This is a genomic window from Malaciobacter pacificus, assembly GCF_004214795.1.
Lineage (GTDB): Bacteria > Campylobacterota > Campylobacteria > Campylobacterales > Arcobacteraceae > Malaciobacter_A > Malaciobacter_A pacificus.
The window spans coordinates 539350-553207 of record NZ_CP035928.1 but is presented as its reverse complement, the minus strand read 5'-3'; the positions used below and the strand labels follow the sequence as shown (position 1 = coordinate 553207).

Annotated in this window: 14 protein-coding genes and 8 tRNA genes; 15 read left to right on the top strand and 7 right to left on the bottom strand. The window is 30.0% G+C overall.

Going from position 1 to position 13858, the window contains the following annotated elements:
- Positions 1–15: 15 nt before the first annotated feature.
- Entirely contained in the window at positions 16–1059 is a 1044-nt protein-coding gene (tsf, locus tag APAC_RS02805) for a translation elongation factor Ts (protein ID WP_130232667.1), read from the bottom strand.
- Positions 1060–1061: 2 nt separating this feature from the next.
- Entirely contained in the window at positions 1062–1859 is a 798-nt protein-coding gene (gene rpsB / locus APAC_RS02800) for a 30S ribosomal protein S2 (RefSeq protein WP_130232666.1), read from the bottom strand.
- A 227-nt stretch (positions 1860–2086) separates the two neighbouring features.
- On the opposite strand from rpsB, the gene APAC_RS02795 reads away from it, so the two are divergent.
- The 5 genes from APAC_RS02795 to APAC_RS02775 are packed head-to-tail and all read left to right on the top strand — an operon-like array spanning position 2087 to position 5426.
- The gene (locus APAC_RS02795) at positions 2087–3040 is read left to right on the top strand and encodes an AAA family ATPase (protein ID WP_130232665.1); all 954 of its coding nucleotides are present in this window, start codon (positions 2087–2089) and stop codon (positions 3038–3040) included.
- A 1-nt stretch (position 3041) separates the two neighbouring features.
- On the top strand, positions 3042–3875 hold the full coding sequence (locus tag APAC_RS02790) for a DUF58 domain-containing protein (protein ID WP_130232664.1): 834 nt from the start codon (positions 3042–3044) through the stop codon (positions 3873–3875).
- Positions 3875–4273: a hypothetical protein gene (locus APAC_RS02785; RefSeq protein WP_130232663.1), complete on the top strand. Its 399-nt coding sequence runs from the start codon at positions 3875–3877 to the stop codon at positions 4271–4273. Before APAC_RS02790 ends, APAC_RS02785 begins: the two co-directional genes overlap by 1 nt.
- The gene (locus APAC_RS02780; protein WP_170170095.1) at positions 4266–5171 is read left to right on the top strand and encodes a vWA domain-containing protein; all 906 of its coding nucleotides are present in this window, start codon (positions 4266–4268) and stop codon (positions 5169–5171) included. Before APAC_RS02785 ends, APAC_RS02780 begins: the two co-directional genes overlap by 8 nt.
- Before the next feature lie 12 nt (positions 5172–5183).
- A complete protein-coding gene (locus APAC_RS02775) occupies positions 5184–5426 on the top strand; it encodes a hypothetical protein (RefSeq protein WP_130232662.1) in 243 nt (80 codons plus the stop codon).
- 30 nt (positions 5427–5456) lie between these two features.
- On the opposite strand, the gene APAC_RS02770 is transcribed toward APAC_RS02775, so the two are convergent.
- From APAC_RS02770 to ileS, 5 genes are all read right to left on the bottom strand, one after another.
- Positions 5457–5834 carry a DUF302 domain-containing protein gene (locus APAC_RS02770; RefSeq protein ID WP_130232661.1) on the bottom strand — a complete coding sequence of 126 codons (378 nt, stop codon included), beginning with the start codon at positions 5832–5834 and terminating at the stop codon, positions 5457–5459.
- Positions 5835–7118, bottom strand: coding sequence for a UDP-N-acetylmuramoyl-L-alanyl-D-glutamate--2,6-diaminopimelate ligase (locus tag APAC_RS02765; protein ID WP_130232660.1), 1284 nt, complete (start codon positions 7116–7118; stop codon positions 5835–5837).
- Positions 7099–7692 (bottom strand): hypothetical protein, encoded by a 594-nt coding sequence (locus APAC_RS02760; RefSeq protein WP_130232659.1) that lies wholly within the window; start codon positions 7690–7692, stop codon positions 7099–7101. The genes APAC_RS02765 and APAC_RS02760 overlap by 20 nt, the downstream gene beginning before the upstream one ends.
- Positions 7692–7970, bottom strand: coding sequence for a NifU family protein (locus APAC_RS02755; RefSeq protein WP_130232658.1), 279 nt, complete (start codon positions 7968–7970; stop codon positions 7692–7694). Before APAC_RS02755 ends, APAC_RS02760 begins: the two co-directional genes overlap by 1 nt.
- Before the next feature lie 122 nt (positions 7971–8092).
- On the bottom strand, positions 8093–10822 hold the full coding sequence (gene ileS / locus APAC_RS02750; protein WP_130232657.1) for an isoleucine--tRNA ligase: 2730 nt from the start codon (positions 10820–10822) through the stop codon (positions 8093–8095).
- Positions 10823–11073: 251 nt separating this feature from the next.
- Between ileS and APAC_RS02745 the strand changes: the two genes are divergently transcribed.
- From APAC_RS02745 to APAC_RS02700, 10 genes are all read left to right on the top strand, one after another.
- Positions 11074–12432 (top strand): FAD-dependent oxidoreductase, encoded by a 1359-nt coding sequence (locus APAC_RS02745; RefSeq protein WP_130232656.1) that lies wholly within the window; start codon positions 11074–11076, stop codon positions 12430–12432.
- Positions 12433–12568: 136 nt separating this feature from the next.
- Positions 12569–13075 carry a CinA family protein gene (locus APAC_RS02740; protein WP_130232655.1) on the top strand — a complete coding sequence of 169 codons (507 nt, stop codon included), beginning with the start codon at positions 12569–12571 and terminating at the stop codon, positions 13073–13075.
- A 57-nt stretch (positions 13076–13132) separates the two neighbouring features.
- A tRNA-Lys gene (locus APAC_RS02735) sits at positions 13133–13208 on the top strand.
- Positions 13209–13225: 17 nt separating this feature from the next.
- Positions 13226–13300: transfer RNA gene (locus APAC_RS02730), tRNA-Glu, on the top strand.
- A gap of 7 nt (positions 13301–13307) precedes the next feature.
- Positions 13308–13383: transfer RNA gene (locus APAC_RS02725), tRNA-Val, on the top strand.
- Between the two features lie 17 nt (positions 13384–13400).
- Positions 13401–13477, top strand: a tRNA-Asp gene (locus APAC_RS02720).
- Between the two features lie 14 nt (positions 13478–13491).
- Positions 13492–13567 (top strand) — tRNA-Lys (locus APAC_RS02715).
- Between the two features lie 17 nt (positions 13568–13584).
- Positions 13585–13659, top strand: a tRNA-Glu gene (locus APAC_RS02710).
- Positions 13660–13667: 8 nt separating this feature from the next.
- A tRNA-Val gene (locus APAC_RS02705) sits at positions 13668–13743 on the top strand.
- A 14-nt stretch (positions 13744–13757) separates the two neighbouring features.
- A tRNA-Asp gene (locus APAC_RS02700) sits at positions 13758–13834 on the top strand.
- Positions 13835–13858 lie beyond the last annotated feature (24 nt).

Here is a 13858-nt window from a genome sequence, read left to right as displayed (position 1 = left end):
AGATTTTTCTTTGGATTATTTACCCATTTGCGCAGCAACTTCTGCAGCGAAATCTTCTTCTTTTTTCTCGATACCTTCACCAAGTTCAAATCTAACGTATTCAACTAATTCAATTGATGCATCACAAGCTTTAATAGCTTCTTCAACAGTCATTGAATCATCCATAACGTAAGTTTGAGATAATAATGCGTGAGTTCTATCTAATTGAGAGTTATCTTCAATCCATCTAGCAATTTTACCTTTAACGATGTTTCCAATAATTTTCTCTGGTTTACCTTGAGATAATAACTCTTCTTTCATTTCAGCTTCAGCAGCAGCAACAGCTTCTTCAGTTAATTGTTGCTTAGAAACGAATTGAGGGATATTTTTAAGAGGTTTACCAAGTCTAACTAACTCTTCGTTCTCTTTTTCAATATCAGCAATAATCGCTTTGTTTTCTGATTCAATAAATTCAGCTGATAAATCTTTGTAAGAAATTACAGTTGGTTTCATTGAAGCTGCGTGCATAGCAACTTTTTTTAATAATTCAGCAGTTTTTTCTTTAGCAGCATCATCACATTTAGCAGCTAATAAAACCCCTACTTTACCCATGTGAACGTAACCATTAACAACAGTACCTTCAACATTTACAACTTTTCTTGCAACTAAGTTTTCACCAATAACTGCAATTTTTTCGTTTAAGTAAGTAGTAAACTCTTGACCTTCGATAGTTGAAGAAGCTAAAGCTTGCGCATCAGCAATTGAGTTTGCTTGAACGTGTGCAGTAATTCCTTTTGTTAAATCTAAGAATTGTGCATTTTTTGCAACGAAGTCAGTTTGTGAGTTAACTTCTGTCATTGTACCTATAGTATTGTCTTCGTTTACTAAAATAGTAACAATACCTTCAGCAGCAACATTTGCAGATTTTTTAGCAGCTTTAGAAAGACCTTGCTCTCTTAACCACTTAATTGATTCATCAATGTCACCATTACACTCGTTTAATGCATTCTTACAATCAAGCATTCCTGCACCAGATTTTTCTCTTAATTCTTTAATTAATTTTGGAGTTGCACCTGCCATAATTACGCTTCCTCTGTAGTTTCTTCAGTTGATTCAGCTTCACCTTCAGCTACTGCTTCAGCAACAACTTCTGCTTGCTCTTCTTCACTAATTGGTTCAACATCTTCACCAGTCTCTTCAGCTAATGCAGCTCTACCTTCATTCATTGCTGCAGCCATTTCGTTACAGAATAATTGAATAGATCTGATTGCATCATCATTTCCTGGAATTGGTAAATCTACAACATCAGGGTCACAGTTAGTATCTAAAGGAGCAACAACAGTGATTCCTAATCTTCTAGCTTCTTGGATAGCAATTTTTTCTTTTACTGCATCTAAAACGAACATCATATCAGGGATTTTGTTCATTTCTTTGATACCACCAAGGTATAATTCTAATTTTTCTTCTTTTCTAGAAAGCATTAAAGCTTCTTTTTTAGTAAGTAAGTCTAATTGACCTTCTTCTCTCATCTTTTTGATGATTTCTAATTTTCTAATTGATTTTTTGATTGTTCCAAAGTTAGTTAACATACCACCTAACCATCTGTGGTTAACGTAAGGCATACCACAAGAAATTGCAGCAGATTTAACAGCTTGAGAAGCTTGTTTTTTAGTACCAACGAAAATCATTGTTTCACCAGCAGCAGCTCTATCTCTAACAACATTGTATGTATATCTGAAGTATCTTAACGTCTTTTGTAAGTCGATAATATAAATATTCTTTCTAACACCGAAAATGAATTTTTTCATTTTTGGATTCCATCTTCTTGTTTGGTGTCCGAAGTGTACACCACACTCTAATAGGTCTTTCATTGTAACCATAGTATTCTCCTTGAATATAATAAATCTTGGGTTTTGCCTCTGTGCCCCTTAATGTCTAGCGCAAACTAGTCACAACCCAAATCAGGATGTTGACACATGTGAGGTTCTAATATAAAATTAGAGTCGTGATTTTAACTAAGCTTACATTAATTTTAGTTTAAGTGGTTTTTAAATCTTAATTTACCACTAATTTGATACAATCATGTATCAAAAACAAAGGACTATTTTTGAGCTTATACGAAAAGATAGAACTATTACAAAAAGAGATTTCAAAAGGTGTAATAGGTCAAGAAGACATGGTAAATTCTATTTTAATAGGATTATTAACGAATGGACATATACTTTTAGAAGGAGTTCCAGGACTTGCTAAAACAACTACCGTTAAATGTGTAGCTGATGCAATTGATTTAAACTTCAAAAGAGTTCAATTCACACCTGATTTACTACCAAGTGATATTATAGGTACTCAAATATATGATATGAAAACAGGTGATTTTAAAATTAAAAAAGGACCTGTGTTTACAAATCTTTTATTAGCAGATGAAATAAATAGAGCTCCTGCAAAAGTACAGTCTGCACTTCTTGAAGTAATGCAAGAAAGACAAGTTACCATTGCAGAAGATAGTTTTAAAATAGAACAACCCTTTTTAGTTTTAGCTACACAAAATCCAATTGAAAGTGAAGGAGCATATACACTTCCTGAAGCACAATTAGATAGGTTTATGTTTAAAATTGTTGTTGGCTATAATACAAAAGAACAAGAATTAGAAATGGCTAAAAAAGTTACTATGAATAGTTTTGAGAATATTAATAAAGTTATAAATAAAGATGAATTAAATAATTTAAAAAAATCAATTAAAAATATACATATAGACAATGAATTAGAAGAGTATATAGTAAATATTATTGATGCTAGTAGATATCCTAATAAATATAATCTAGATGAAGTATCAAATATGATTCACTTTGGTGCAAGCCCTAGAGCAACTATTGATATGTTTAAAGCAGTAAAAGCAAACGCTTTTTTAAGAGGGAATGACTATGTAAGCCCAATAGATATTGCAATGGTTGTAAAAAATGTTTTAAGACATAGAATTATATTAACTTATGAAGCAATGGCAAATGAGATTCTTGTTGATGATGTAATTCAAAAGATTTTAGAAAAGGTTGATATCCCATAATATGAATCAAGCCTTAAAAAAGATACTTATAAAAACAAAAAAAAACTTATTTTCAGAAATTATAGGGAATAACTCTAGCCTAAAAAAAGGTGAGGGGTATGACTTTTGTGAACTAAAAGAGTATGAATATGGAGATGATGTAAAAAATATTGATTGGCTTATTAGTGCAAAGATGCAAAAACCTTATGTAAAACAGTATCACACTCAAAAAGAGCTAAATATAAAAATTGTATCTTTCTTAACTGGTTCAACATATTTTGGAACAAAAAAATTTAAACAAGAAATAATAACTGAACTTGCTAGTTCACTTGGATATATAAGTATAAAACAAGGTGACCCTTTTGCATCTTTTATTGCAAATGAAACATTAGAAATATGTACAAAAAAATCAAAAAAGATTTTCAATGTTAATTTTATGGCTGAACAGATTTACAACTATAATGTATTAGGTAAAAATATAAACTATAAAACAATAACAAAAGAACTTTTTAAATCAATTCATCATAAATCAATAATCTTTTTAATTGGTGACTTTTTTGACATAGATACTTTAGATCTAAAATTACTTTGTCAAAAACATGAAGTTATTGCATTAATTGTTAGAGATAACTTTGAAGAAAATCCAGCGGAACTTGGGAATGTAAACTTTGTTGACCCAATGACAAATAAAAACTTTGATGGTGTAATTAGTAAAGGAACAATCAAAAACTATATTCAAAAAATAAAAGAAAACGATAGAAAGCTATTTAATCATTTTCAAGATTGTGGTATAAAATTTACAAAAATATACACACACGAAGATAGCACAAAAAAACTAATTGGAGTTTTAAGATAATGCCACAAAATGACCCTTTATCAAAACTACATGACATAAAACCTTTAGTAGAAATTCCTGATAATTCATTTTTTATATTTTTAGCTTTAGTTATATTTGGACTTATACTTTTAATATCAATAGCTTTTGTACTTATACGTTTTTTTAAAAATAGAAAAAAAAGTGATAGAAAAAGATATTTTGAGATTTTAGAAAATATTGATTTTTCAAATCCTAAACAAAGTGCTTATGATATTACAAAATACTCAAGACTACTTGCACGAAATGAAAGGGAAATAAGACTTTGTAATGATTTGATTGAAGATTTAGAACAATATAAATATAAAAAAGAAGTAAAAGATATTGATAAAAGTATACAAGCAAAATTTTCCAACTTTTTGGATGTGATTGATGTTTAATATATTTGAAAATATAAGTTTTGAGTATCCATATTTTTTACTTTTAATTCTTGTTTTTGTTGCATGTTCAATTTTTTGTAAAGCAAAAACTCCAAGCATGTATATGCCACATCTAAATATTTTTCAAAGTGCTACAAAAAAATCAACAGCACTTTTAAATACATTAAAATATGTTGTAATAATATTTTCGATAATTGCTCTAGCTAGTCCTGTGAAAATAAATGATACTCAACTTATAAAAAATGATGGAGTAAATATCGTATTAAATCTTGATGCTTCAAGGTCCATGATAAATAGAGATTTAGACCCACTAAAAAATAGATTTGATGTAGTTAAAGATATAGTAAAAGATTTTATCTCAAAAAGGGTATCTGATAATATTGCTTTAGTTTTATTTGGAGATTCAGCCTTACTTGCAAGCCCACTTAGTTTTGATAAAGAGGCACAAATAGAAATTTTAAACTATTTAGAAGTAGAAATGGCAGGAAGAAATACTGCCCTATTTGATTCAATCGCTCAAAGTGTAAATATATTAAAAGATAAAAAAGCAAAATCAAATATCATAATCATTTTAAGTGATGGAGAAGACACAGCATCTAAAATTCCTTTAGATGTAGTTATAAAATTCTTAAAGAAATATGATATTAAAGCGTATACAATAGGTATTGGGAATTCTAATAGAAGTGTATTAAATTATATTGCAAAAGAATCAAATGCAAAATCATATACAGCTTATTCTAAAGAAGATTTAGCTTTAATTTACGCAGATATCAATAGATTAGAAAAATCAAAAATAGAACAAAATAAAATTGTTCTAAAAGACTACTTGTTTTTCTATCCCTTATTTATAGCAGTTTTAAGTTTAATAGGATTAATTTATTTAAAAAATAGAGAGTAAAAGAGGAAACATATGAGAAATATATTGACATTAATTTTAGTTGTAAACTTTAGTTTTGCAGCTTGGCCCAAATCAGACAAAGAGATTCTAAAAGGATCATGTATGTACAAAGAAAAAAATGAAATTTTTTGTAATTGTGTAGTTGAAGAGTTTGAAAAAAGAACAAATAACTATATGGATTTATTAAGTAAAAGTCAAAATGATGTGAAATTAATTAGTTCAAATGTTGCAAAAATTTGTGAGAAAAAAAAGTAAAAATAATATCAAGACTAAAAAGTCTTAATATTATTTGACTTCATCAATAATTTTTAAAATAGTTTCTTGTGTTTCTTGAGCAAGTTCTATTAAATCTGGATTAATATCATCTACTAATTGAACTACAGAATTACTAGCGATGAATGTTTTAGCATTTTCCCTGTAAACAGAAATTTTACAAGGCATTATTGCACTTAAACTCATATCTTGTCCTAAAAATGTACTCGCAACTGTTGGATTACATACATCTAAAACTTGACAGTCATTTTTAAAATCAAATCCTTTTGAATTTAATGTCTCTTTTATGTTATGAATATGTAAAACTCCAAATTTATAGTTTGGAACTACTTCTTGAATTTTATCAACAACTTCTTGTACGCTTTTTTTTGTTTTTTCTATATATAACATTTACTGTCCTAATATTTTTAAAATTTCTTCTTTGTCATTGTAAGGGAATTTTTTATCATAAATAATCTGAGTAGCCTCATCACCTTTTCCTAAAACTAATACTACAGAATTTTTATCAGCCATATCAATTGCAGTTTTGATAGCACTCTTTCTATTTACATCAACTATTACACTTGGGTGATTATCAATACCTTTTAAAATATCTTCTATAATCATATCAGGGTCTTCAAATCTTGGATTATCTGAAGTAACTATTATATGTTTTGAATATTTTGCTGCAACTTTTCCCATAAGAGGTCGTTTTTCTTTATCTCTATCCCCACCTGCTCCAAATATACAAATAATATCTTTTTCATTAAAACTTTTTAAAACCTCATCCATACCATCAGGTGTGTGAGCAAAATCAACTATTATTAGTGGGTCAACACTAATAGTTTCCATTCTTCCACTAACTCCCCCAAATCCTTCCAAGGCTTCACAAATCTCTTCAAGTGGTTTTTGTGTTGTTATATGAACAGCAGCAACACAAGCCATAAGATTGTAAACATTAAAAATACCCATCATCATTGATGAAAAAGAGTAATGTTTTCCAAAGTGATTAAACATCACATGCATACCATTTTTAAAAGAATATGCATCTACTTTATAAGTTGATGGAGTTTCAAGTGAGTATGCAAAACCATTTTTAGTATTACAAACAACTTTTGGGTCATCTTTATTTATAAGTTTTGGTGTTTCGTCGCTTAAGAAAGAATTTTTAACTCTAATATACTCTTCTATTGTTTTATGATAATCTAAGTGATCTCTTGTAATATTTGTGTGAATTTTTAAAGCAAACTCAAGCCCTTCAATTCTTTTTTGTTCAATAGCATGTGAACTAACTTCCATTACAAAGAACTGACATCCATTATCCATAGCTTTTTGAATATGTGCAAAATTTCCAAGTTGAACGGGAGTTGTTAAAGAGTACTCTTCAACTCTTGTCTCATTTATAAAAAAACCACGTGTACCTTGAAGGGCTACTTTATAACCTAAGTCAAGTAAAGTTGAATAAATAGCAGCAGCAGTTGTAGTTTTACCATTTGTTCCAGTAATTCCAATAACTTTAATTGAACTCATATCTAAATGATTTTTTAAATCTTTTGCAAAAACAACTTCCTTACAACCATTATCAATAGCTGCTTGTTTAAATCTTTCATTTTGTTTTGAAACAACAAAAATTGAATTTTCATCTACTTCATTTGAGTTATCAGTATATACTCTGTTATTTATGATTAGCTGCAAGTTTTTTCTCTTCTAATTTTTTATAAAGTTTCTCAATTTCACTGTCATATGAAAAATATTCATTAAAACCATCTAAATATGTATATGCAGTGTTATTAAAATCGTTATCGATTAATTTTGATACAAAATCAAAAAAATCCTCTTTTGATTCAATAGCTACTTTAGTTGAAAACATAATATCTTCAAAGGCAACTCTAAAAGAACCTCTAGATTCAATTAATTTTTTAAAATCTTCATATTTAATAGCATCAAGAGCATCAACAGTTGAAGCACTTAAATCTTGAAGTATCTCCATCATTTTATCAATGTCACCATCATAAGCATTTATTACATCTTCAACATAATGAATTGCCTCATCAAGGTTTTCATTTTTTACTACACTAAAATAGTCAAATAAAGATAAAGCTTTTTGTTCATCTTCACTAGCTATATCGCAAAATAATGCGTAAACTGGATACTCTTTATTTTCAGGAAATTCAGTTGATAATTGTGAATATAAGAATAAAGCTTTTTCAAATTTTTTTTGTAAAAATAAGCTATTTGCTTCATTTAATAATCTATTCTCATTTATCATTAAAGCTCCTGTAGTTTATCTTCCATACCATGTGGTACATTTACAATCTCTAATTCTGGATGAATTGCTGCTTTTAGTTCTTTTTCCACAACAAATTTGAGTGTACTACTACTAGCACTACATCCTACACATGCACCTTGCAATTGAACAAAAACCCTAGCGTTTTTGATATCTAATAACTCAATAGCTCCACCATCTCTTGCTAGCATTGGAGCAATTTTTTCTTTTATTATTGAACTAACTGGTGCTTGTAAATCTTCATCAGTAAATGGCATCATATTATTTCACCTCTTTTGCTTTTTTCTTTACAAAATATATTCCTATAGCTGTAAATGCTAATATTACAGCTATAGTTGCGAATATAAATGTTAATGTAACTTCTTCTTGAAACATTTTTTTCCTAATTTAACACTTCATCACATCTAGAACAAAGTGTGTCTTCTTCTTTTGAAGTTAGCTTCCAACATCTTGGACATTTGTGTTCTTGTGCTTTATAAACTTCAAACTCAAAGTTTTCAATACTAAACGAACCTAATATATCAGATTTTTGTTTACTGTTTGTTACTGAACTAACTAAGAACCAATCTGATGCTTCTACTTCGCCTAAAGCTAAAATCTCTTCACAGTTAGTATACATACTTAACTCTAAAGTAGACTTAATAGTTTTTTCTTTACTTAATGCATCTTTGATTTCAGCAAACTTCTCTTTTGCTTCAATTAACAAAGCATCATTTATTCCAGATTCAACTACAGGTAGATCAAATTTTGAATAATCAAAAATATCTTCACAATCACCTTTAATAAATGCAGGTGCATAAGCAATTAACTCATCCATAGTATATGTTAATATACAAGACAATGTAGAAATTAACTTTTTAGCAATTAATGCCATTGCACTTTGACTTGCAAGTCTATGAATATCACTTTTATCATCACAATATAATCTATCTTTACAAACATCTAAATAGATACCTGATAAATCAACTACTAAGAAGTTGTTTAATTTATTTAATCCTTTAGAGAATTCATAAACACTAAATGCAGCTTCAATTTCATCAAATACTTTTTTAGCTTTACTTAATATCCACTTATCTAATGGTCCCATTTTATCTACTGATACAATCTCTTCAAGGTCACTAACATTTGCAAGTAAGAATCTAGAAGTATTTCTGATTTTTCTATATAACTCTGCATTTTGTTTTAAGATATTATCAGAAATTTTTAAATCACTTTGATAATCACTCATTGCAACCCATAGTCTTAAAATTTCACTTCCATATTGCTTCATAACTTTATCAGGAGCAACTACGTTTCCTTTTGATTTAGACATTTTCTCACCTTTTTCATCAACAGTGAATCCATGTGTTAAAATCGATTTATAAGGTGCAATTTCAGATGATGCTAAAGTAGTTAAAAGTGAAGACTGGAACCAACCTCTATGTTGGTCACTTCCTTCTAAATACATGTCAGCAGGGAATGTTCCAGCATCATAGTTTCTACTTCTTAATACAGCATTTTGAGTAGAACCTGAATCAAACCATACATCTAAAATATCCATAGTTTTTTCTAAATCTTCTGGGTTATATCCACTTCCTGGATATAATAACTCTTCAATTGATAAATCATACCAAGCATCACAACCTTTTTGTTCAAAAATCATAGCTGTAAAGTTAAGAACTTTTTCATCAAAAATGATTTCATCAGTCTTTTTATTTCTAAAGAATGCGATAGGCACACCCCAATCTCGCTGACGTGAGATACACCAATCAGGTCTTCCATCTAACATAGACTTAAGTCTATTTCTTCCCCATTCAGGATAGAAAGTTAAATTCTCAACTACATCAAGTGCATTTTGTCTAAGAGTTTTATTTTCCTGCCCATACTCATCATCAATAGAGATAAACCATTGCTTAGTTGCTCTAAAAATAATTGGCTTATGAGTTCTCCAACAGTGTGGATAAGAGTGTCTAATATCAACTCTACTTAAAAGTGCCTCACCTAACTCTTCTAAAATTAACTCATTTGCTTTAAATACATGCATACCAAGATATTTTTCAGTATCGTTAAATAGTTTTTCTCTAACTATTGTTTCATCATATTTACCTTCAGCATCAACTGGCATAATAACATCAAGTCCATATTTTAAACCAACTTTGTAGTCATCTTCACCATGCCCAGGTGCTGTATGCACTGCACCTGTTCCTGTTTCCATTTCAACATGGTCACCTAAAACAATTTTAGATGTTCTTCCATTTAATGGATTAATAGCATTTGTATTTTCTAAATCTTTTGGATTAACTGAATCAACAATCTCTCCATTAATAATTTCTTTTTCGATTAATTGATTATATAGTTTTTTAGCAACAATAAACTTGTCACTTGTTTTTACATACTCTTCTTCTCCATTTAAAGCAATACCAGTATTTGCTGGTAATGTCCAAGGAGTTGTAGTCCAGATAATTACACTTGCATCAATTGATTCATGCTTAAATGCAACATAAATTGATGGTGAAGTTTTATCTTCATATTCAACTTCAGCTTCAGCTAGTGCAGTTTGTGCTGCCCATGACCAATATACTGGCTTACTTCTTTGAACTAATAAACCTTGTTTTGCAATTGCGCAAAGTTCTCTATAAATATTTGCTTCAAATTTAAAATCCATAGTTAAATAAGGATTTTCCCAATCCCCAATAACTCCAAGCTTTTTAAATTCATCTCTTTGAATATCTACAAATCTAGAAGCATGCTCTCTACATAACTCTCTAATTTTTGACTTTGGTAACTCTTTTTTTTTAGTAGTTCCAATTTTCTCTTCAACTTTTTGCTCAATTGGTAAACCATGACAGTCCCAACCTGGAACATATCTTACTGATTTTCCTTCAAAATAGTGATACTTAACTATAATATCTTTTAAAATTTTATTTAAAGCATGACCGATATGAATATGTCCATTTGCATATGGAGGTCCATCATGCAATGTAAAAGAAGGAGCGCCTTCTCTATTCTTTTTCATTCTGTCATATACTTTTTTTGTATCCCATGACTCATATTTTTTTGGTTCGTTTTGAGGAAGATTCCCTCTCATTGGGAAATCAGTTTTTGGAAGTAATAAACTCTCTTTGTAATCCATATTATAACACCTTCAATAATCGAAATATTTGTTGTTTTATTAAATCGTAGATTATATCTAAAGAATTTTGAAAAACATATTATGAATATTTTTTTAAATCTTTAGCTTAAATTTAGCTTTAATTTATATTTGTAAGATGTTACCAAACTATATAAAATATAACTTAATTGATGAACAATCTATTTTTTTTAAACCAATTAATAAAAATTTATGATAAAATCTCCCAATAATTCAAAACATAGGAACGCTGTATGAATGAGAAACATTATGAAGTTGTAATTGTTGGAGGTGGTATCTCTGGTGCTGCATTATTCTTCGAATTAGCAAAATATTCGGATGTAAATAGTATCTGTTTATTAGAAAAATATGAAGATTTAGCTACTTTAAACTCAAAAGGGACAAGTAACTCTCAAACAATCCACGTAGGTGATATTGAAACAAATTATACATTTGAAAAAGCAAAAATCACAAAAAGAACTGCAAAAATGATTGAAAAGTTCAACTTAATGTATGGACTTGAAGATAAAATCATGTTTAAACACCAAAAAATGGCTTTAGGTGTTGGTGAAAAAGAGGTTGAATTTATTACAAATAGATATAACCAATTTAAAGAGATTTTCCCTTACTTAGAATTATGGGATAAAGAGACTTTAAAAGAAAAAGAACCATTATTAGTATGGGCTGATAAAGAAAGAACAAAAGAAAGACCTGAACCAATTGTAGCAATGGGTACTGATAATCAATATACAACTGTTGACTTTGGTGAAATGACTAAAGAGTTAGTTAAAGCTGGTAAAGCTGCTGATGAATCAAAAACAACTGATGTGTATTTTAATTCTGAAGTTGAAGAGATTGAAAAAATTGGTGATAAATTTAAGTTAACTACAGTTAATGGTACAGTTTATACTGCAGATTTCGTAGTTGTTGATGCTGGTGCTCACTCATTATTCTTAGCTCATAAAATGGGTTACGGTAAACATATGGGATCATTATCAATGGCTGGATCATTCTACATTACTAATGATACTTACTTAAATGGTAAAGTATATATGGTACAAAATGATAAATTACCATTTGCAGCACTTCATGGAGATCCTGATATTTTATGTGATGGAAAAACTAGGTTTGGACCAACAGCATTAGCATTATTAGTTTTAGAAAGATACAAAGGTGGAAAATCATTCTTCCAATGTTTAAAAACTCTAAACTTCGATGGAAATATTATGAAAATTTTCTGGGATCTATTAAAAGATTCAGACATCAGAAACTATGTATTTAAAAACTTCTTATTTGAAGTTCCTGGTATTAACAAAGGTTTATTTGTTAAAGATGCTAAAAAAATCGTTCCTTCTTTATCTACAGATGATATTGAATATGCAAAAGGATTCGGTGGTGTTAGACCACAAGTATTAAATAAAGATGAGCAAAAATTAATGCTTGGTGAAGCATCAATTACTGAATTAGAAGGAATCATCTTTAATATGACTCCAAGTCCTGGTGCAACTTCTTGTTTAGGAAATGCAGAAAGAGACATTAAAAAAGTATGTGAACATTTAGGTAAAACATTCTACGAAGATCAATTCTTAGCAGATTTTACTGACGACAAATAATACTACAGTATAAATAAGAGAATTTTCTCTTATTTGTATCTATTCTTTAATTCATCTATATATCCTTTTAATTTTTCTACTTTTAATATAATTACTACTACAATTAGCTATAAATCAATTTTAAAGGCTATTATTCATGTTTAATGATATTTTTAATGAAAATGATATGCTAAAGCTTCAAGAGCTTCTAAGAGCACATAATAAAACAATTACAACAGCTGAATCTTGTACTGGAGGTTTAGTTTCATATATGATTACACAAATTTCTGGTTCATCTGATATATTTAATGGAGCAATTGTAAGCTACTCAAATGAAATTAAACATAAAGAATTGAATGTAAAAGAAGAAACTTTAGAAAATTTTGGAGCAGTATCACATGAAACTGTCAATGAGATGCTAAAGGGTACCCTAGAAAAATTTAGGGCTGATTATGCTATAGCTATATCAGGTATTGCAGGACCAAGTGGGGGAACTGAAAAAAAACCTGTTGGTACAGTTGTAATAGGTGTAGGAGGCAAAAATATTGATTTCATGGTATCTACACACCACTTTTTAGGTAATAGAAATGAGGTTCAAATACAAGCTGCAAAGACATCTTTGAAAGAAATTTTAAATTTTTTTCAAAAAACCCTTGACAAATAAAAAAAAACCTATTATAATTCCAGTCCAATTTAAGAAGAACAACTTAAATTGAAGAGCGACCCGTTAGCTCAGCTGGTAGAGCATCTCCCTTTTAAGGAGGTGGCCGAAGGTTCGAATCCTTCACGGGTCACCATTATAAAGTTCAAATATGGCCCCTTCATCTAGCGGTTAGGATTCATGGTTTTCATCCATGCCACAGGAGTTCGAGTCTCCTAGGGGTCACCATATTTTAGGTCGATTAGCTCAGTTGGTAGAGCGCTACCCTTACAAGGTAGATGTCATAAGTTCGAGTCTTATATCGACCACCATTGTTAAGAAAGTTTGTGCGGTTGTAGTTTAGTTGGTTAGAATGCCTGCCTGTCACGCAGGAGGTCGCGAGTTCGAGTCTCGTCAACCGCGCCACTTACTTTCAAATTGACCCGTTAGCTCAGCTGGTAGAGCATCTCCCTTTTAAGGAGGTGGCCGAAGGTTCGAATCCTTCACGGGTCACCATTTAACTTTTCATTGTTGGCCCCTTCATCTAGCGGTTAGGATTCATGGTTTTCATCCATGCCACAGGAGTTCGAGTCTCCTAGGGGTCACCATCTCATTTGGTCGATTAGCTCAGTTGGTAGAGCGCTACCCTTACAAGGTAGATGTCATAAGTTCGAGTCTTATATCGACCACCATTGTTTAAGTATGTGCGGTTGTAGTTTAGTTGGTTAGAATGCCTGCCTGTCACGCAGGAGGTCGCGAGTTCGAGTCTCGTCAACCGCGCCACTTACTTATGAAATCAAAACCTTA